The 19,106-nt window shown below is 44.8% G+C and carries 18 protein-coding genes; 7 read left to right on the forward strand and 11 right to left on the reverse strand.

The genetic code is table 11. From position 1 onward, the window contains the following. Positions 1–211: 211 nt before the first annotated feature. A complete protein-coding gene (gene ppsA / locus P7F88_RS17320) occupies positions 212–2,572 on the reverse strand; it encodes a phosphoenolpyruvate synthase (RefSeq protein WP_277826715.1) in 2,361 nt (786 codons plus the stop codon). 165 nt (positions 2,573–2,737) lie between these two features. Between ppsA and ppsR the strand changes: the two genes are divergently transcribed. After that, positions 2,738–3,571 (forward strand): posphoenolpyruvate synthetase regulatory kinase/phosphorylase PpsR, encoded by an 834-nt coding sequence (gene ppsR, locus P7F88_RS17325; protein WP_277829216.1) that lies wholly within the window; start codon positions 2,738–2,740, stop codon positions 3,569–3,571. Between the two features lie 17 nt (positions 3,572–3,588). Here the strand turns inward: ppsR and P7F88_RS17330 are convergent, their stop codons facing one another. Beyond that, positions 3,589–4,488: an AraC family transcriptional regulator gene (locus tag P7F88_RS17330; protein WP_277826717.1), complete on the reverse strand. Its 900-nt coding sequence runs from the start codon at positions 4,486–4,488 to the stop codon at positions 3,589–3,591. 114 nt (positions 4,489–4,602) lie between these two features. On the opposite strand from P7F88_RS17330, the gene P7F88_RS17335 reads away from it, so the two are divergent. Beyond that, positions 4,603–4,821, forward strand: coding sequence for a hypothetical protein (locus P7F88_RS17335; protein WP_277826719.1), 219 nt, complete (start codon positions 4,603–4,605; stop codon positions 4,819–4,821). A gap of 48 nt (positions 4,822–4,869) precedes the next feature. Here P7F88_RS17335 and P7F88_RS17340 read toward each other — a convergent pair whose 3' ends face one another. Further along, positions 4,870–5,301, reverse strand: coding sequence for a VOC family protein (locus tag P7F88_RS17340; RefSeq protein ID WP_277826721.1), 432 nt, complete (start codon positions 5,299–5,301; stop codon positions 4,870–4,872). Positions 5,302–5,436: 135 nt separating this feature from the next. Between P7F88_RS17340 and P7F88_RS17345 the strand changes: the two genes are divergently transcribed. Beyond that, positions 5,437–5,985 carry a DUF1415 domain-containing protein gene (locus P7F88_RS17345; protein ID WP_277826723.1) on the forward strand — a complete coding sequence of 183 codons (549 nt, stop codon included), beginning with the start codon at positions 5,437–5,439 and terminating at the stop codon, positions 5,983–5,985. Positions 5,986–6,062: 77 nt separating this feature from the next. Beyond that, positions 6,063–6,485 (forward strand): DUF3859 domain-containing protein, encoded by a 423-nt coding sequence (locus P7F88_RS17350; RefSeq protein ID WP_277826724.1) that lies wholly within the window; start codon positions 6,063–6,065, stop codon positions 6,483–6,485. 87 nt (positions 6,486–6,572) lie between these two features. Here the strand turns inward: P7F88_RS17350 and P7F88_RS17355 are convergent, their stop codons facing one another. The 8 genes from P7F88_RS17355 to dctP all read right to left on the reverse strand — a co-directional run bounded on the left by P7F88_RS17355 (position 6,573) and on the right by dctP (position 15,558). Beyond that, the gene (locus P7F88_RS17355; protein ID WP_277826726.1) at positions 6,573–7,856 is read right to left on the reverse strand and encodes a dicarboxylate/amino acid:cation symporter; all 1,284 of its coding nucleotides are present in this window, start codon (positions 7,854–7,856) and stop codon (positions 6,573–6,575) included. A gap of 293 nt (positions 7,857–8,149) precedes the next feature. After that, the gene (locus P7F88_RS26475; protein ID WP_422128155.1) at positions 8,150–8,275 is read right to left on the reverse strand and encodes a helix-turn-helix domain-containing protein; all 126 of its coding nucleotides are present in this window, start codon (positions 8,273–8,275) and stop codon (positions 8,150–8,152) included. Continuing rightward, positions 8,272–9,561 carry a sigma-54-dependent transcriptional regulator gene (locus P7F88_RS17360; RefSeq protein WP_277826728.1) on the reverse strand — a complete coding sequence of 430 codons (1,290 nt, stop codon included), beginning with the start codon at positions 9,559–9,561 and terminating at the stop codon, positions 8,272–8,274. The genes P7F88_RS26475 and P7F88_RS17360 overlap by 4 nt, the downstream gene beginning before the upstream one ends. A gap of 37 nt (positions 9,562–9,598) precedes the next feature. Further along, positions 9,599–11,281 (reverse strand): transporter substrate-binding domain-containing protein, encoded by a 1,683-nt coding sequence (locus tag P7F88_RS17365; protein ID WP_277826730.1) that lies wholly within the window; start codon positions 11,279–11,281, stop codon positions 9,599–9,601. 128 nt (positions 11,282–11,409) lie between these two features. Beyond that, positions 11,410–12,240, reverse strand: a complete 831-nt coding sequence (locus tag P7F88_RS17370; RefSeq protein WP_277826732.1) for a CPBP family intramembrane glutamic endopeptidase — start codon at positions 12,238–12,240, stop codon at positions 11,410–11,412. A 199-nt stretch (positions 12,241–12,439) separates the two neighbouring features. Beyond that, on the reverse strand, positions 12,440–13,849 hold the full coding sequence (locus P7F88_RS17375; protein ID WP_277826734.1) for a TRAP transporter large permease: 1,410 nt from the start codon (positions 13,847–13,849) through the stop codon (positions 12,440–12,442). Between the two features lie 10 nt (positions 13,850–13,859). After that, complete coding sequence (locus P7F88_RS17380) at positions 13,860–14,474, reverse strand: TRAP transporter small permease subunit (protein WP_277826736.1); 615 nt, start codon at positions 14,472–14,474, stop codon at positions 13,860–13,862. Positions 14,475–14,550: 76 nt separating this feature from the next. After that, entirely contained in the window at positions 14,551–15,558 is a 1,008-nt protein-coding gene (gene dctP / locus P7F88_RS17385) for a TRAP transporter substrate-binding protein DctP (RefSeq protein WP_277826738.1), read from the reverse strand. A 285-nt stretch (positions 15,559–15,843) separates the two neighbouring features. Between dctP and P7F88_RS17390 the strand changes: the two genes are divergently transcribed. The 3 genes from P7F88_RS17390 (at position 15,844) to P7F88_RS17400 (ending at position 19,056) form a co-directional block, all read left to right on the forward strand. Further along, positions 15,844–16,302, forward strand: coding sequence for a PDC sensor domain-containing protein (locus P7F88_RS17390; protein ID WP_277826740.1), 459 nt, complete (start codon positions 15,844–15,846; stop codon positions 16,300–16,302). Between the two features lie 89 nt (positions 16,303–16,391). Next, positions 16,392–17,687, forward strand: a complete 1,296-nt coding sequence (locus P7F88_RS17395) for a sensor histidine kinase (protein WP_277826742.1) — start codon at positions 16,392–16,394, stop codon at positions 17,685–17,687. Then, entirely contained in the window at positions 17,674–19,056 is a 1,383-nt protein-coding gene (locus P7F88_RS17400; RefSeq protein WP_277826743.1) for a sigma-54-dependent transcriptional regulator, read from the forward strand. Before P7F88_RS17395 ends, P7F88_RS17400 begins: the two co-directional genes overlap by 14 nt. Positions 19,057–19,106 lie beyond the last annotated feature (50 nt).

The following is a 19,106-nucleotide window of genomic DNA, read 5'->3' on the forward strand; positions in this document are numbered from 1 at the left end:
TGCAACTTCCTCATATAGTTATTAACATAAAAAGCATAGCACCTGAGAAAGCGTGTTTTTGTACACCTATTCGCATTTTTGTAATCTTGTTCGAAAACAGTGATTTATTTGGTGAAAAATTTGATGAAGATAACTATTTGTAGCAGATAGTAGTAGGAAGTGTATCGTTTGAAGAATAAGGCCCGCAATAATCTAGCGGGCCAGAAGGGATTTACTTACCAAGTTGAAGCCAGGTATCAACAACCGTATCCGGGTTGAGGGAAATAGAACTAATGCCTTCTTCCATTAACCATTGAGCAAGATCTTCATGGTCTGAAGGGCCTTGTCCGCAGATACCTACGTACTTGCCTTGTTTGGTGCAAGCTTCTATAGCCATATGCAATACCGCTTTTACCGCCGCATTTCTCTCATCGAAGATATGCGCAACATCGCCAGAGTCCCGGTCAAGCCCCAGCATTAGCTGAGTCATATCGTTGGAACCGATTGAAAAGCCATCGAAATATCTCAGGAAGTCATCCGCTAGAATCGCATTAGATGGGATCTCACACATCATAATGATGCGAAGACCTTCCTGACCACGGTTGAGTCCGTATTTAGAGAGCAGGTCGATAACAGAGCTTGCTTCACTTGGTGTACGAACAAATGGGATCATAATTTCTACGTTTTTCAGACCCATTTCACCACGAACTCGTTTGATCGCCTGAGTTTCCAGTTCGAAGCAGTCTTCGAATGATTCGGAGATATAACGTGATGCTCCACGGAAACCAAGCATTGGGTTCTCTTCATGGGGTTCATAGTCAGGACCACCAACAAGGTTGCCGTATTCGTTCGACTTAAAATCAGACATACGAACGATCACACGTTTAGGCCAGAATGCAGCACCGATGGTAGCAATGCCTTCTGTTAGCTTGCTTACATAGAACTCCACCGGATCGCTGTATCCACGCATTTTCGTGCGGATTTCTGCTTTTACTTCCTCTGGTTGCTCATCAAAGTTCAGCAGTGCTTTAGGGTGAACACCAATCATTTTGTTGATGATGAACTCCAGGCGAGCGAGCCCAACCCCTTCGTTTGGTAGTTGCGCGAAGTTGAATGCTCGATCCGGGTTACCCACGTTCATCATTATCTTGGTAGGAAGTACAGGTAACTCATCTACCTCAGAACGATTGATCTCAAACGGAATTTCACCTTCATAAACATGGCCGGTTTCCCCTTCAGCACAGGACACCGTTACAAGCTGGCCATCCTTGATTTCATCTGTTGCGTGTCCGCAGCCGACAATTGCCGGAATACCCAGTTCGCGAGCAATGATGGCTGCGTGGCATGTCCTTCCCCCACGGTTAGTAACGATTGCCGCTGCTTTTTTCATTACCGGTTCCCAATCAGGGTCTGTCATATCGGTAACCAGAACATCACCTTCTTTAACCAAAGACATTTCGTCCAATGAGGAAACCAGGCGAGCTTTACCTGTTCCAATCTTCTGACCGATAGCCCGGCCTTCTATCAGAACCTGGCTCTTGTCACCTAGCTGGTATCTTTCAATGACGTTTGTATCTTCTTGGGACTGAACGGTTTCCGGGCGTGCCTGAACAATGTACAGCTTGCCGTCGATACCATCTTTGGCCCACTCAATATCCATTGGACGTTGGTAATGACGTTCAATAATCAATGCTTGCTTAGCCAGTTCTTCCAGCTCGGCATCCGTTAGCGAAAACTGGTTTCTCTCTTCGTTACTTGTATCAACAATCTGAACCTGTTTGCCGACTTCTGTTTGATCGGAGTAGATCATCTTGGTCAGCTTAGAACCAAATGTTTTCTTGATGACAGCGTGGTTGCCCGCTTCCAGCATCGGCTTATGAACATAAAACTCATCCGGGTTAACGGCTCCCTGAACCACCATTTCACCCAGGCCCCAGGAAGAAGTGATAAATACCGCGTTATCGAATCCGGTTTCGGTATCAATACTGAACATAACGCCAGACGCGGCGATATCAGAGCGAATCATTCGCTGAATACCCACTGACAGTGCAATACCCTCGTGATCAAATCCCTGATGAACACGATAAGAGATGGCTCGGTCATTAAATAACGAAGCAAACACATGCTTTGTTGCTTCAAGTACGGCATCAATACCTTTGATGTTCAGAAAGGTTTCTTGCTGTCCTGCGAAGGAAGCGTCCGGAAGATCTTCTGCAGTAGCCGATGAACGCACTGCCACTGATATTTCAGGGTTTCCATCAGTCAGAGACCGATAATATTCTCGTATATTTTGTTCCAGCTCTGAAGGGAAGGGGGCTTCAAGAATCCACTGCCTGATAGTAGTTCCAGCTTGTTGAAGTGCTTTCACATCATCAATATCCAGAGTGTTCAGGGTGTTATAGATCCGTTGATTCAGGCCTTCAAACTCCAGAAACTGATGGAAAGCGAATGCTGTTGTAGCGAATCCATTAGGCACCGAGACGCCTACGTTAGCGAGATTGGATACCATCTCTCCAAGGGAAGCGTTTTTACCGCCGACTTTATCTACATCGTCCATGCCTAGCATATTGAGCCAGAGGGTATGGTTTTGCATGATTATCTCCACGTCATACATTGGGGGCTTAAAGTGGGTAAACAATGAGCAGAAAATTAAAACGTGCAAACATCTCAACTTCCTATTAGCCTAATTGAGTACCCTGTTATTATCGTTATCATTGCGCACATCGTACTCAAAAATATTTTAAGTTATAAACAAATTATGGAATCGAATATTCAAACTCGTGACGTATTCTACGTTTCTGATGGAACAGCCATTACATGTGAAACATTAGGACGTGCAGTTATTGCACAGTTCTCATTTTTGCCGGTTGAGAGAACATTTCCGTTTGTAGAATCTGAAGAAAAGTTGTACGAGCTTATCCGTGAGATTGAAAAATCCAACCAAAAGCAGGGAGTTCCTCCAATGGTTCTCTTCTCTATGGTGTTACCTGAAGTTAGAGATAAGTTACTTGAATGCGAGGCGCACTTTTATGATGTACTTGCCCCATTAATTCAGGCGATGCAGACGGATTTGCAACTTGAAGCAAAGCCAAAGCTGCACCGCTCTCATAGTGTGAACAAAAATGCAGAGGGGTATTTCGACCGTATCGCTGCTGTTGAGTACACCCTGGCTCACGATGACGGAATTTCACTCCGGGATCTGGATAAAGCCGATCTAATACTGTTGGGCGTATCCCGTAGTGGCAAGACACCAACAAGTGTGTATATGGCGATGCAGTTTGGTTTACGAGTGGTCAACTACCCGTTTATTGAAGAAGATCTTAAGAAGTTAAGGTTGCTGCCTGAGCTTGAAATAAACAGGCATAAGTTATTTGGATTAACGATTAAAGCAGAGCGATTGACTGAAGTACGAAGCCATCGTTTAGCTGAGAGTGAGTATGCCAGCGCTGATCAATGTATTAGCGAAGTTAATCAGGTAGAGGCTTTTTTCCGCCGGGAAGCGATCCCTTATCTGGATACTTCGAATCTATCAATTGAAGAGATCTCCGCCCGGATTCTGGAGCGTACTGGTGTTAGCCGGAATATGTTTTAATTTTAAGCTAATCTACTTTAGGTGCCTTCTCTGTAGTGCTTAGGTGCGACAGAGAAGTACTTACTAAACTGATTCGAAAACTCGTATTGAGAAGCATAACCAAGTCTGGTCGCGACTTCTAAGATACGCAGGTTGGTTGTTCTGAGCAGTCGACCTGCTTCGTTCATTCTTTTGCGGATGAGATATTCTCGCGGGGATACCCCCATGTTTTTCTTAAACGTCTTGCGAAACTTTTCGTAGCCCCAGCCTTTATCCTTGCAGTAAAGCTTTAAATCAAATCGGGTAGGATAGATCTTCTCAAAATCTTCGAGTGCGTCTTTTAGCATCGCATCTGGGATGATGCCGATGCTTTGTTGCGTAAAAAGCAAACGAAGAATGTTCAGGTAGTTGAGGTATGCATCAAACATCTCTTCTTCAGTACTTGTTTTGAGCTGTTCCATGAAAGATTTGATACTTGTAATAAGCGATTCCGAGACCTCGCCTTGATATACAGGGATAGTTTTATCAACGAGTGATAATGAGCAAAGGTGGAGATAAAGCTCTTCATTGCAGTCCAGATAGTACTCAGCCCAGCCGCTGCCTTCTGTAATCAATGTTGTGTGTGTCACTTGAGGAAGTCGTTGAAAGACAGATCCCGCGACAAGTGGATACTCCTTTCCATGCTTATCGATATATAACCCTTCCCCTTTCACCACATACACAACGGAGTAAAAGGGGAATCTGCCATTGATATGCACATTGTCGGTGCCAGTTTCTTCTATATATCCGCTTCCAATCCAGTTTTTTGATGGTCCCAATGTTCTGGAGAAATTGAGTGAAGAGGTGCTATTTTCATGTTCCATAGGAAACAGGTTTTGGGCACATATCGACTCTTTTTCCAAATATTTGTGTTGGTTTTTTTCTACCATTAAGGTCATTCACTCCTCTAAATTGAATTGCCAATTAGCATATCTATTTTACCAGTCATGGCATTTAGATTTGTGATAAGCCTTATAAAATATGAAGTGTAGATAAGCAAAGGGGGAATAGATATGAACCATTTAATTGAAAAACCGTGGGAATATACTGACGATAACGAAACCACTAAGCATATTGTTGAGAAGCATAGGCTACGAGCTAATGTAGGCTTTGTTCACTCGCTTGTCAGAATGAATGACGCAGCACACCGTTCTTACGACGTATTGAAAGAGCGTGGAATGGATATGCTGCTATTTGTTGTCCCATGTGTATTGGTCTTGCCACTACTTTAATTGGTAGACTTCATTTATGGATGACATTGCTGGTAATACGTTTGCCCTTTAACGTATTACCAGACTACCATCTTCGTTAAATTGCCAGCCATCAGAGTAGGCGACTTCCCACATGTAGCCATCAGGATCGGAAAAGTAACCGCTGTATCCTCCCCAGAAGGCATCTTGTGCTGCTTTCTCTATTTTGCCACCGGCAGCTTCTGCTTTACTTAGAATTTTATCTACTTCTTCTTTCTTCCTGGTGTTATGTGCCAGTGTGATACCTGAGAAACCAGGTTGAGGAATAGCCAGATTTGGAGAAATGTCCTCTGCTAACTTATCCAATGGATAGAGTGCTAAACAGGTGCCAGAAGTTTTGAGAAAGATAATGCCTTCACTGGGCTCACGAGTGGTAGGTAGCCCGAGCCCTTTATGATAAAACTCGTAAGACCGCTCCAGATCTGATACGCCCAGTGTGATGATGCTTATTCTTGGTTCCATCCGAATCAATCCGTATCTCTATGATTTTCAGTAAATTATAACCCGAAAGAAGGACATAAGTACTTTCAAATTGCCCAGATTAACGTTATCAGATACGCTAAGTCACCAGTCAGGATATTTCACGAGGCTTATGACATGTCTACATCTAAAGCAGAATCACAAACCCGCCAATGGCTGGAAGATGTTGTTATTGGCCTCAACTTGTGCCCGTTTGCTCATAAACCAAACAAGAAAAAGCAAATTAAAATTGCAGTATCTACAGCGACGACAGAGGAACAGCTTTTAGAATTTATCTTGCTAGAACTTAAGGAGTTAGATCGTAGCGCTCCTGAAGAGCTTGAGACCACTTTAGTAGTGGCTCAGGATATGCTAGAAGACTTTATGGACTATAACTTTTTCCTGGATTGGGTCGACGCTTTATTGAAGCAAGAAGACTACGAAGGGGTATATCAGGTTGCGAGCTTCCATCCCAATTATTGCTTTGGCGGAACGGGACCTGAAGATGCGGAGAACTTAACAAACCGATCCCCATACCCAACGATTCACCTGATCAGGGAAGAATCGATGGAAAAAGTATTAAAGCATTACCCAAACCCAGAGGGTATTCCGGATGACAACATTGCCAGAGTTGAGGCTTTGACCGATCAAGAGAAAGCAAAGCTATTCCCATACCTGCTTGGGTAGCCGTTTAATGTTTCTGCCAATTACGCTCTGGTGATAAACTATGGCGTCTAACATTCGTCAAATAAGAACACTGTACAATGGCAAAGCGCTCACCTGTAATTGAGATTGAATCCTACGGCATATTTTCTACCTGGGATGCGAAATCTAAACATCTACCTAAAATACAAGAGTTCACGACTCAGGTTCCTGCTGAGATAGATATCGAGTTTGGTTTTACCGTTAATATTAAGAAGGCGAAAGGAAAGAAGGTTCGTTACTGCATCTATCACCCGGGAATAACCTCTCCAGACGGGGAAGTGTTAGCGCCTTTCAATGGTGAAGTCCATGTCGGAAATAACGATTGGGACTTTTATCTGGGTGATACCATCTGGGAGCCAATTGATAACAAGGTAGGGAAGTGGCGAATGACGATTGAGTTAGATAATCGAATTATCGCAGAGAAAACCTTTGATGTTTATGCCAGAGATGAGGGTGAGTTCTGGAGGCGCAGAGGTTTTTAACTCTGCAAGTTGTTTGTCATACGAACAAAAAAGCAGATACCCGCCAGGATATCTGCTTTTCAATTAAAGAGGGTGTGACCTAGACGATTAAGCTGTTTCAGTTTCTAGTACAGGTGTATCTGAATCGTAGATAGTTTCATCCAGCTCGCCTTCGCTCTTAGCGATAAGCAGAGATACCATCATATCGCCACATACGTTTACTGTTGTACGAGCCATATCCAGGATACGGTCGATACCAGCAACAATTGCCAGACCTTCAATTGGAAGACCAACTGTTGTCAGCACAAGAGACAGCATGATCAAACCAGCACCCGGTACACCAGCAGTACCGATTGATGCAAGGGTAGAGGTCATGATGATAAGCATGTAGTCAGCCATAGTCAGGTCGATACCAAATGCCTGAGCAATGAACAGCGCACAAACGCCCTGGTAAAGCGCTGTACCATCCATGTTGATGGTTGCACCTAGTGGTAGAACAAAGCTTGATACACCTTTAGAAACACCAAGCTCTTCGCGTGAAGCCTTGATAGTTGCTGGAAGCGTACCTGAACTACTTGTTGTTGTGAAAGCAACAGCAGCAGGGTTTGTCAGGCCTTTCAGGTAACGAGATGGGTTTAGTTTACCAACTACCTTAACAAGACCTGAGTAGAACACTAGCACATGCAGCAGACAGCCAAGGTATGCAACCGCGATTACCTTAAATAGAGGCAGAAGGATGTCCAGGCCATATTTGCCAGAAACCCATGCCATCAGGCCGAATACACCGTAAGGGGCAAGCTTCATAACAAGCTCTGTTAGCTTGTACATAGCTTCTGCAAGGCTTTCAAAAACAGCAATCGCTGGCTTTGCTTTGTCGCCAATCAGGTTTAGTGATACACCAAGACCGATAGCAAAAACGATGATCTGAAGGATGTTACCTGCAGCCAATGCACCTACTGGGTTTTTAGGGATAATGTTTAATAAAGTTTGTACCAGTGGTGGAGCTTCTTTACCTGATGCGCCTGCGTCTTGAGCAACCATGTTCAGACCTTCACCAGGACCAAAAACAGCAGCCAGAACAAGACCGATAGTGATTGCAACTGCGGTTGTACCCATGTACAGAACGATAGCTTTACCGCCGATTCGGCCCATCTTGGCCGAATCTTGCATTGAGGTTACGCCCACAATCAGTGAACAGAAGATAAGTGGTACGATCAACATCTTGATAGCGTTGATGAATAGTGTACCGATAGGTTTTAGCATTTCCGCTTCCGGGCCCATGATGATACCAACGATCATTCCGAGAACCATTGCGATTACGATCTTTTTCCAAAGTTCCATTTTGCTCCAAAAGCCACCGCTTGCCTGTGGTGACGAATCCTTTGCACTCATATTTCATTTCCTTGTATTGATAACGAGTTCCAACGCGTTGGCTTTTGCAAGCACCTGCGACAAGGAATAGATTGCAATCCGAGTGCCAACATTGATTTGGTCGTTAACTATATGATTTTATGAGTTTTATGGTTTTTATGGATTAAATAAAGGGGTATAACTTTAGTAATGCCCTCTAGCTTTAATTATTGACGAGCTAAATATATCAATGGGTTATATTGATATAATAAAAGTTATACTATAACCAAAGTTATAGGGGTTTAAGGTTTGCTCTCATGCATTTTTTGCATCCGCTAGGCGTTTTTTGCATTCTTTAGGCGCTTACTAAGAGCGGGTTGCGAAATGCCTAGCATGCGCGCTGCAAGTGATTGATTACCTTCTGCTCGTTCCATTGCCTCGGAAACCAACAGTTCGTTCATTTCCTGAAGAGTCGGAAGGGGTTTAGCCGGATCAAACAGTTTTTCATCACTCTCTGATGCTGGTGGCTCGAAGTGGCTTTTTCAATCACATTCCGAAATACATCCATTGACAGAGTATGGCTTTTATGGCGGCTTACAGCGTCAAGTACAAGAGCCTGCAGTTCCCTGATGTTTCCCGGAAAATGGTAGGTAGAAAGCAAAACGGGAAGCTGTTTAGGGTATGCAGGAGTTGGCTTGTTCATCTCTACAGAGGCTTTTTCCAGGAAGTGCTCAAAGAGTAACGGTATGTCACCTTTTCGCTCCCTTAGAGGTGGGATCTCTATTTGATGAGTGCATAGGCGGAAGTAAAGATCTTTCCTGAAGCTGCCTTCTTCTACCCTTTGGCTAAGGTTGTGGTGTGTTGCTGCAACAACTCTGGCTTTGCTTCTTTTAGGTTTGTCGCTACCCAGGGGATAATAATCACCTTCCTGAAGTAATCGAAGTAGTTTGGTTTGAGATGCGTGGCTTAGGTCACCAATCTCATCCAGAAACAAGGTGCCATCGGCGGCGGCTTCTACCATTCCAAGCCTTTTTTTATCGGCACCAGTGAATGCTCCACGGCTATGACCAAACAGAGTATCAGCGAAAACCGAATCATCGATGCCCGCTACGTTGACACTGACTAAGTCACCCTTACGACCACTAAGCTTGTGGACTGCATTGGCGATATGCTCTTTACCAACACCACTTTCGCCAGTGATCATTACGGGCTGTCTGCTGCCAGAAATAGATTCCAGGTACTGGAAGATAGAACGTAGCTTCTTGTCCTCGGTAATGATCTCCTGAAAGACCTCTGGATGCTCAATGGTATCTGAGAGAAATCTGCGGCGCATGGCTTCGTGCTCACGGCGCATTTCCTGCATCGAAATAGCTCTCTTTATCCCTTCAATCAACCGGTTTTCGTCAGTAGTTTTAACGAAGTAGTCGTATGCACCAAGCCGGATACAGTCTACGGCTGTTTCTATCTGGTTCATTCCGCTAATAATGATGACACCGATCTCCGGGTGTTTCTCCATGATCTGCTTTAACAGATCTTCGCCGGATAGGTTTGGCATATTCAGGTCGAGCAATACGAGCTCTATTTCCGGATGATGCTCAATTAAAGCCATAGCCTCACGACTATCGCTGGTACTGAACAGATGATTTATCCCACCTCGTCTTTCCAGTGATAGTGAAAGGCTGCGAATAAAAGCTGGCTCATCATCGACTAATAAGATGCCAAACTCGGGATATAGGGTTTTCTTCATGCTATGTATTCTTAATACAGTGTTTCTTGACAACTAGTTATCTTCTGGACAACTTTGTTTCCATATCCTTAACCGGAATATGTACGCGCACTATTGTGCCTTTTGATGGCTGTGATTCAAAGTGCAAATGTCCGCCGTGCTCTTCTATTATTGTGGAAGATATAGAAAGCCCGAGTCCGGTGCCTCCTTCCTTCCTCTTGGTGGTGAAAAATGGATCAGATAGCCGGGTCAGGTTTTCCTTCTCGATACCGCACCCGGTGTCGGTGACAATCATCTCTACCTGGCTCTTTTTGAATCTGTGCCGGGTTTTAATTGAAATAGTCTGAGACTTAGAATCGAGTGCCTGACAGGCGTTAACGATTAGATTGATAACAACCTGCTGTAAGCGCTGAGCATTCCCTTTAAAGAGAGGTAAGGAATCTGTGTATTCGATAGTGAAATGATCCGTTGAAGAGCGAATCGTTCTGTCGGTAAGTCGAATGGCAGCGGCAATCACCTGATTCATATCAACCAGCTCGGAAAGCTCTTGCGGTTCCTGCCGGGCAAAGTCACGAAGGTCGTTAACAATTCGTCTGATATGGTTGGTGCCTTCGAGCATCTCGCTCAACATTGCAGGCAATTCAGTTCTCATACGGCTGTAACTTAATCCGGCGATCTCGAAGTCACCATGAGCCTGATAATGCTCTTCCAGAATTTCTTCAATGTCCTCAAAAGACTCATTTAAAACTGGTAAGTTGAGAAGAAGCAGGCTAGTGGGGTTGTTAATTTCGTGAGCAACACCGGATACCAGTATGCCAAGCGAAGCCATCTTGTCTGCCTGAATCAATTGCTGTTGCTGCATTTCCAGGTCTTTAGTTCGGCGAGTAACCTCATTTGCCAGACTTCGGTTCCAGACGATAACAGCACCAAATATTGCGGTGAGAATAATAGATGAGCTTACCAACACTAGAGTGAAGGTTTCCCAGTCTATCTTTTCGGAAGTATAAGTGCCGAACCATTTATTGTAGATTTCCTGTTGCTTACCAGTGTTTTTTAGTATGGCTAAGCCTTCGTTAAACTGAGCTAGAAGTTCATCATTACCTTTTAGTACGCCGTATCCATATCGTTGGGAATCAAACAGTTGGCTAACGGGTTCAATATTTGAAAGAGAGAACTCCGCTCCAAGATAGAGCCCAGGAAGGTTAGCAACCAACGCATAGTCATATTTGCCAGCGGCGAGAGTTCTTAGGGCTGCAGCATGAGTATCCACATAGATAAATTCAGCGTTAATTTGTGCGTTTTTAAGCTGTTCTGCACCAATACCACCTCGCTGTACAACGATTGATTTTCCTTCTAATTCGGAGATATCTTCAACAGGCGGAGCCCCGTCTAATCTTGAAAATAGGGAGTGATGAATGAGTGAGTGAGGTGGTGAAAAATCAACATACTTGCTCCTGACTTCTGAGTATGAGATCCCCTGAAGTATGTTCACTCGTCCTTCTTCTAGCCCTAGTTTCATTACGTCCCAGCTATCTAGAACGATTTCAACATCCAGCCCCATAACATCGGCAATGGCAAGCGTAAGCTCCGTGTTATAACCGTCAGGCTCCCCCTGATCGTTTACGAACTCATAAGGAGGGAAGTTATGATCGCCCCCCACAAGTATGGTGTCGGCATAAACTGGAAAGGCGCTGCTAACAAGCAACATCAAAGAGAAAACGTACAGAGATAATCTGTTCATACAGGCTAAGCGTTCCTTCTTTATCACAAGTATCTACTTCCTTCCCTGATACTCAGGCCTTAGCCTGTTTTTTGTTATATTTGCCGATCATTATCGCAATCATATCGACATAACGATAGGCTTTTTGTTTAGACCGGAAGCGGATAAGTAAAAAATATTAAGTGGGTCAGGTTAAACACAAAATGAGTGAGGATTGCCCAGTGAAGTCTGCCACTGAAGTGATAAACCAGACCGTAGCCTAATCCGGCAAGAGCAGCGAATAACATAAACATAGGACCGCCGGCGAAATGAGCGATACCAAATAGCAATGATGTAATCACTATCGCGTATATCGGATGGATCCGCTTTGTAAGCGACTGCTGAACATAACCCCGAAAGAATGCTTCTTCAGCTGTACAGGTGAATAACAGATTTAATGCCGCCCATAAAGGCAGCCATTCCGGTATCGTAAAGTCCAGATTCATCATACCCAGCGGAAGGCTGGCATACTGAAGTCCTGCTAAAGCGAACAACACACATACAACGTATACGACAGATACGCTTTTCACCGGAGTAAGGTTCTTCATTCCGGGCAATATAAGCAGCAGCGCAAAATAGATATGGATCTTGTCGGCGTTTAGATAGAGATCAAATGGAATCGCATTGGAAGAGGTTTGAGCGGAAGGTATTAATAGGTAGTTATTGATACCGGGTGCTTTGTGGGCAGCAAGAGCGATACAAATAACGCCAAAAACTACGTGAGTGAGCTGGACTAACCTCGGTTGTCTGACTTTGGTGATTGCCAAAGCTGATAAATAAAGAACGATAAGCACTGAAATACCCGTTAACTCATAAACCTCCGATAAATATCCTCCCGCAATAGCAAGAATAACCAGTAGCGGTGTAAGTAAAGAGAGCTGAAAAACAGAAAGTGCTGCTATCCCTAGTCCAATAAAAGTCAGGTTTACCAATATATCCATGGTCAATCAGGTATGTTCGCGTTATTTCCAGAGACTATAACAAACTATTAGCGGTTCGGCGTGAAAGGTTTGTGGTTGTTGGAGTTGAGGGGCTCGTCAGCAAGCCCCATTATATCCTCAAGTAACCTAAAGGTGCGTTTTCAGCAGCTCTGAATCCTGCATCTTGAGGTCCCTCGAGTATACTTGAGTGAAACTTAATTTAGGCGTATCCGATTAAGTTAGGTAGCCAGAGCACGATACCTGGGAACGCAATGAGTACCGCAATGGTGACTACATCGGCCACAAAGAAAGGTGTACAGCCTCGGAATACATCCTGAACGGAGCATTCGGGTCTGACCCCAGCTACTACAAAGCAGTTAAGTCCAATTGGCGGTGTGATGAGACATAGTTCAGCCATCTTAACCACGATTATCCCGAACCAGATTGCACATCCCACTCCTGATACTCCAAATGCTGAGTCTGCAGCCGCAACATCTACGCCACCGTTTAACGCAATGATTGCCGGGTAAACCACAGGTAAAGTTAGCAACAGCATGCCAATCGCATCCATAAACATACCTAATACTGCGTAAGCACACAGGATAAGCAGTAGTGTTAACATCGGGCTTTGTTCAAGACTCACAATCCAGTCAGAGAACGCGCTTGGCAGATCTGCAAAACCTAAGAAACGAACGTATATCAGAACACCCCAGATGATTGCGAAGATCATCGCCGAGAGTTTGGCTGTTTCCATTAGCGAGCTTTTTATCTCTTTCCAGCGACTGCCATGGTACAAGGCAACTGCTAAGATCACGGTGGCACCCAGTGACCCCGCTTCGGTCGGGGTACCTACGCCACCGTAGATACAGATCATTATGATGGCAACCACAAAGAAGATGGGCATTGCGCCTGGCAGCGATTCAAAGCGTTGCTTCCAGGTGTATCCCCGCACAGGTGGACCAAAATTCTTGCGTGTTACCGCAAGCAAGACAACAAGACCGCCGTAGATAAGGGCAGATACAAATCCCGGAATAAAACCAGCCATCAGTAGTGCACCAACATCCTGCTCAACAATGATGGCGTATATAACCAGAATCGCCGATGGTGGAATTAGTGAAGCGAGTGTTCCGCCTGCGGCAACAACCCCAGCGGCAAAGCGCTTGTCGTATCCGAGTTTTAGCATTTCTGGAACGGCAATACGGGCAAATACCGCAGACGTTGCTACTGAGGCTCCGGAAACTGCAGCAAAACCAGCAGTAGAGAATACCGTTGCAACGCCCATTCCTCCCGGAAGCCACCCAACCCAGCGTTTGGCTGCTTCAAAAAGCGATTTGGTCAAGCCTGCATGATAGGCGAGAAAACCAATCAAGATAAAAGTTGGTATCAGCGAAAGGGCAAGAGACGATACTTTAGAGTGTGGAATTGTACCGGCCATTTTCAGTGCGACCATAAAACCGCGCTCAAACCCGAGCTTGGCACTGAAAATCCAAAGCAGACCTAAAAATCCAGCAATAGCTGCAGCAAAAGCAACTCGTACACCAAGAATAACAAAAACCAACATTGCACCAGATACCCAAAGGCCAATTTCAATGTTGTCCATGTTTGCCATGGTTTCTAATAATTGTGACAAAATAATGCTCCTATTCGTCGTGTCCGCTAACGGTTTCGGCTTCTTTAGCAGCCACTTCTGCCGCTGATTCAATCAGAGGTACAGCAACAGGTTTGTCTCCCCCTTCTTTTAGTGCTCTTAAGTAACCCCAAATCTGCAATATCAAGCGCAGAGCCAGAACGGATAGAGCAACAGGAACCACGAGTTTGGCTGGCCAGGTTGGCAAATTGATATCGAGTGAAGAGTCTCCAATGCTGTAGGCACGGAAGAAGTGAAGGTACGAACCATAGATAAGAATAAGGGTAATGATCAGCATTAAACTGGTTGTAACCAGCTCGGTGAACCATAACCATCTTCGGTGTAGCAGACCAACAACGATATCCATACGGATATGGCCACCCATTCGTTGGGTGTAGGCAATGCCCAGAAAAGCAATAAATGCCATTGCTTGTTCAACCCAGTCAACATAGCCGCTGATTGGGGCAGAAAAGAGCCAGCGACCAAGCACGTTTACTGTTGCGAGAAGTACCAGAGCAAAGATGGCAAGTCCTCCGGCTAAATTGAGCACAGATTCAAAGCGGAAAAACCAACGATCAGCGCGACTTAGAGTCGATTTGTCTTCCAGTACCGAGGCAGCTGCAGACATAACAGCCTCCTTTTAAAATTAGTAGATAAAGAGCCGCCGTTATCCGGCGGCCTTAATACGTATTGATTCCAATCGATTACTTTTCGGCAAACAGTTTTTCTGTGAAATCGAAGAGTGTTTGAGAGTCGAACTTTCCTTTGTATTTAGCAATCCACTCCTGACGAACCGATTCTGAAAGCTCGCTTAGCTTGGCAGTTTGTTCATCGTTAAATGTCACCATTGCCAGCCCCTGATCTTTCACTGCCGCCTCATACTTGGCAGTTGTATTCTGCTCGTAATTTTGCACGTAGTAATCCAGAGCCTCTCCAACTGAGCCTAGAAGTGCTTCACGGTGAGCTGGTTTAAGCATTTCAAGCGCTTCGGTGTTTACCACTACCGGACAGTTTGCTGAACCAAGGTTCAGGTTGGTTGTCGCCCAATTACCCACCTTGTATGAGTTGGTCGCCAGATGCGCATGGGGTGCAAATGAAGCAGCATCGATTACGCCAGAGTCCATAGATTGACGGACTTCAGAAAATGGTACGCCCGTTTTTACTGCGCCCAGTTTGCCTAGTACGCCCATTATCCCGCCTGGACCTCGAACACGAAGACCATCGAAGTCTTCCAGTGATTTAAGTTCACCCCCTTTACTTACGATGTTGTACTGAGGAAGAGGTGTTGGCATTAACAAAGTCGCATTCCAGCGAGCTAGGTCTTTTTTCACGATAGGGTGATTAAATACTTCGGTATAGATCTCACTCACGCGGGCAAGTGACACATCCTGAGAGAAAGGTAGCTCAGTAACTGTGATGGTAGGGTTTTTATCAGAGTGGTAAAAGGAACAGAACTGTGCCATTTCAAAGGCTCCGAAAGAGATGCCATCAAGATTTTCGCGCGACTTTGAAAGTCCACCATAGGAAATGTTTAGCTTAAACTCGCCGTTGGTCTTCGCTTCGACCAGCTCTGCTAGTTTTTCAACGTTCTCCGTAAAGGCTCGTCTTTTACCCCATAGCGATACGTTCCACTCAGTAGCAGCGTTCGCCTCTGCCACCATAAAACCTGCTAACGCCAAAGTGGTGATAACTGATGTCTTTACTGTCTTCATACTTTCATCCTTGTTTCTTGTTATATGCTCGGTTGATTTGTAGGGAGGTGAGCATTAATCGTTCGACATCTATAGAGCAAAGGTCTTGCCACTTTTTACATGTTTGTTACTTTTTGGTTTTAACATGTTGATTGTAAATGCTTTGTGAGCGTTGTTGTTTGGATTAAATGTTAAGATAATGTATTCTTAGATTGTTTTTAGGCCAAATCTGGCTCATTTTTTCGCCTTAAACTTTGGTAAATGAGCCAGATTTGGCCTATGGGTTCAAGGCTTGGGAGAGACAGGATGTCACAAACCAGTTCAAAAAAAGCTAACAGCTGGATCGTCTTTGGTTCATTGCTACTTGGGGTAATGCTGGGAGCGGCACTCCTTAAAGCGACAGAACAGGCGCATTTTGAAGAGCTGAATAAAGTGGGCGAAGAGCGTCTTAATCTCTATGTTTCAACGGTAGAAGCGGAGCACAAACGATTTGAATATCTGCCTTATATCGTGGCTCATGATCATCAGGTGTTACAACTTCTTATTTCTCCGGAAAATGCGCCTCTAACGAATGGAATTAACCTCAAACTCGAGAGCTGGCAGTCGGAGTCTAACGCGGATGCTCTTTATTTAATGAATCGAAATGGTGTGGTGGTTGCGAGTAGTAACTGGAACAAGCCAGGAAGCTTTCTGGGAAACGACTACCATTTCAGACCTTATTTTATTGATGCCATTAAAGGGGAAACTGGCCGATTTTTGCTGTAGGTGTTACCACTGGTCAGCCCGGACTGTTCCTTTCCAGAGCGGTTTATTTCCAGGGTGACATTGTTGGGGTCGCAGTACTCAAAATTAACATGTCTAAGTTAGAAGCGAACTGGAGTTCTGGCGGTGAACAGGTTTGGGTGAGTGACAGCGATGGTGTGATATTTCTTTCCAGCAATCCATCATGGCGTTATCAAAGCCTGTTTGCTTTGCCCGCTGGTGTGTTAACTCAGATTAAAGCAGCAAAGAAATATAGCCACCACCAGATTGGAGCATTGGCTTATAAAGAGTTACCGCTATCTCCTCAGGGGAAAAGGGTCATCCAACTTATCTCAGGGGAGACTCGATCGAGCAATAAAGTGGTAAGCACGCCTTACTTGTTGCATCAGCGTGAAATAGCCGAGCTTGGCTGGCAACTATACTATCTCAGCGATTTAACGGGATTAGAAGAGCGTAAAAAAGGTGCGCTGTTAGTTTCCGCTCTGACTACAGCACTGCTGATGGTGGTTGGATTGTTTATCTTCAGCCGACTTAGGCTTCAGCAACAACTCGAATGGCGAGTGGAAAAACGTACAGCAGCATTATACAAAAGCAATAATCAGCTCCAACGAGAAGTTGAGGAACGGGCGCGAACAGAAGAAGCGCTGCGTCAGACTCACGAAGAGCTGATTCAAGCCGAAAAACTGGGCGCTCTCGGACAGATATCGGCAGAGCTCGTTCATGAGATCAGTCAACCGCTTCAAGCAACCGTTACCTTCCTTGCCAGTACCCGATTATTGATTGAGCGGCAGCAATTTGAACTCGCTCAGGATAACCTTAAAGAGATAGATAAGTTATTACATAGGGTTTCAGGAATTGTCACGCATCTGAAAACCTTCTCAAGCAAATCCAGTGGTTTGTTGAGCCAGGTCGAACTTCAGCACGTTATCAATAATGCATTGCTGGTTCTAAACACCAGAATTGAGAAAAACGACATTGAACTTAACTGGCTAGCGCCAGAACTGCCTGTCTTCGTAAAAGCTGATGAGATTAAGTTGGAACAAATTCTGGTTAACCTGATACGAAACGCAGTCGATGCCATACTGATGTCGAATCGATTTGATAAGGGCAGAGTCGCTATCTTGTTAGAAACGAAAAGCGGGAAAGCTGTAATTAGGATTACTGACAACGGCTGTGGCATTGAACAAGAGCACCTATCCAAAGTGTTTGATCCCTTTTTTACGACAAAACCACCGGGAGAAGGTATGGGATTAGGATTGTCGGTCTCATATGGAATTGTCGAAGAGTTTGGTGGTCGACTTGAAGTGTCCTCAAGCCAGGATGGTAGCACAACCTTTAGTGTCATTCTTACTCAATCATCAACGGAGTCTATCTATGAAAATCAGTAGTGAATTTGCCAGAGCATTCAAAGTGATTTTGGTTGATGATGAAGACGCTATTCGCAAGGCTACAAAACAATGGCTCAGTCTTGCAGGCATTGAGGTAGATGATTTTTCGAATGCTGAGTCTGCCCTATCTTCTATTACTCAAAATGAAAATTGTGTCGTGGTGTCTGACATCAGAATGCCAGGAATGGATGGAATGGCTTTTGCGAAGGAGGTTCATCGTGTCGATCCGGACATACCGGTTCTGTTGGTTACCGCACACGGCGATGTCAGAATGGCGGTCGAGGCGATGAGAAATGGTGTATACGACTTTATCGAAAAACCAGTAGAACCCGATCTGCTGGTGGATAGAATTGAGCGTGCAGGAGAGAAGCGACGCCTTGTATTAGAGAACAAAAATCTACAACGCTTGTTGAGTCAGAAACCAACACTTGAGAGCCGGATGATAGGGCAATCCCAAGTGATGACGGACCTCAGACAACAGGTTTTGATGCTGGGTCAAACACCAGTGGATACGGTGATTAACGGTGCAACAGGCACTGGTAAAGAGTTGATAGCTCGTTGTCTTCACGACTTTAGCATTCGGAGTGAAGGCCCATTTGTTGCAGTAAACTGCGGTGCGATTCCTGAAAATCTGTTCGAAAGTGAGCTCTTTGGTCACGAGCGGGGATCGTTTACTGGGGCAGATAGCCAACGTATCGGTAAGATAGAACATGCTCAGGGAGGTACTCTTTTTCTGGATGAAATAGAGAGTATGCCTATGAACTTTCAAATAAAGCTGCTTAGAGTTTTGCAGGAGCGCAAACTTGAAAGGGTCGGTTCAAATAAAGAAATTCCGCTTGATTTATGGGTTATCGCTGCGACAAAAGTTGACTTGGTTCAGGCATCTGCCGAGGGTGTATTCCGTGAAGATCTCTACTATCGATTTAATGTTATTGAGCTTAATTTGCCAGATCTCAAAGACAGGCGGGAAGATATCCCTCAGTTGTTCGAATTTTTTGCCCGGAAAGCCGCAATTCAGTATGAGCGAGATTACCCGGAGCTAACTGAACAAGACATCGCTCGTTTGATGGATCATCTCTGGCCCGGCAATGTTCGACAACTCAAAAACGTGGCTGAGCGCTATGTACTGGGAATGGGTAGCTCAAATTCGGTAGGCGCTATACTGGGTCATGATGAACAAGACGTTGCCGCTCCTGCAAGCTACAACCTGGCGGAACGGGTTCAGGCATTTGAAAAACAACTAATCATACAGTCTATGCAACGTCAGAAAGGAAATATACTGGCCGTTATGGATGAGCTAGAGCTGCCACGTAGAACACTCAATAATAAGATGAAGCTATACGATATACAGCGTCGGGATTATAAATAATGATATTCATATTATTTGACCTGGATTGAGTAATTTATTACTCAGAAGAA

The organism is Vibrio hannami (assembly GCF_029589055.1).
GTDB lineage: Bacteria > Pseudomonadota > Gammaproteobacteria > Enterobacterales > Vibrionaceae > Vibrio > Vibrio hannami.

Excerpts from the sequence above, each read along its gene's own strand:
- P7F88_RS17370 (WP_277826732.1), bottom strand. The coding sequence starts at position 12,240 with ATGGATATATTGGTAAACCTGACTTTTATTGGACTAGGGATAGCAGCA.
- P7F88_RS17395 (WP_277826742.1), top strand. The coding sequence starts at position 16,392 with ATGTCTAAGTTAGAAGCGAACTGGAGTTCTGGCGGTGAACAGGTTTGG.
- P7F88_RS17390 (WP_277826740.1), top strand. The coding sequence starts at position 15,844 with ATGTCACAAACCAGTTCAAAAAAAGCTAACAGCTGGATCGTCTTTGGT.
- ppsR (WP_277829216.1), top strand. The coding sequence starts at position 2,738 with ATGGAATCGAATATTCAAACTCGTGACGTATTCTACGTTTCTGATGGA.
- P7F88_RS17350 (WP_277826724.1), top strand. The coding sequence starts at position 6,063 with ATGGCAAAGCGCTCACCTGTAATTGAGATTGAATCCTACGGCATATTT.
- P7F88_RS26475 (WP_422128155.1), bottom strand. The coding sequence starts at position 8,275 with ATGAACGAACTGTTGGTTTCCGAGGCAATGGAACGAGCAGAAGGTAAT.
- dctP (WP_277826738.1), bottom strand. The coding sequence starts at position 15,558 with ATGAAGACAGTAAAGACATCAGTTATCACCACTTTGGCGTTAGCAGGT.
- P7F88_RS17335 (WP_277826719.1), top strand. The coding sequence starts at position 4,603 with ATGAACCATTTAATTGAAAAACCGTGGGAATATACTGACGATAACGAA.
- P7F88_RS17355 (WP_277826726.1), bottom strand. The coding sequence starts at position 7,856 with ATGAGTGCAAAGGATTCGTCACCACAGGCAAGCGGTGGCTTTTGGAGC.
- ppsA (WP_277826715.1), bottom strand. The coding sequence starts at position 2,572 with ATGCAAAACCATACCCTCTGGCTCAATATGCTAGGCATGGACGATGTA.
- P7F88_RS17365 (WP_277826730.1), bottom strand. The coding sequence starts at position 11,281 with ATGAACAGATTATCTCTGTACGTTTTCTCTTTGATGTTGCTTGTTAGC.
- P7F88_RS17340 (WP_277826721.1), bottom strand. The coding sequence starts at position 5,301 with ATGGAACCAAGAATAAGCATCATCACACTGGGCGTATCAGATCTGGAG.
- P7F88_RS17345 (WP_277826723.1), top strand. The coding sequence starts at position 5,437 with ATGTCTACATCTAAAGCAGAATCACAAACCCGCCAATGGCTGGAAGAT.
- P7F88_RS17380 (WP_277826736.1), bottom strand. The coding sequence starts at position 14,474 with ATGTCTGCAGCTGCCTCGGTACTGGAAGACAAATCGACTCTAAGTCGC.
- P7F88_RS17330 (WP_277826717.1), bottom strand. The coding sequence starts at position 4,488 with ATGACCTTAATGGTAGAAAAAAACCAACACAAATATTTGGAAAAAGAG.
- P7F88_RS17360 (WP_277826728.1), bottom strand. The coding sequence starts at position 9,561 with ATGAAGAAAACCCTATATCCCGAGTTTGGCATCTTATTAGTCGATGAT.
- P7F88_RS17400 (WP_277826743.1), top strand. The coding sequence starts at position 17,674 with ATGAAAATCAGTAGTGAATTTGCCAGAGCATTCAAAGTGATTTTGGTT.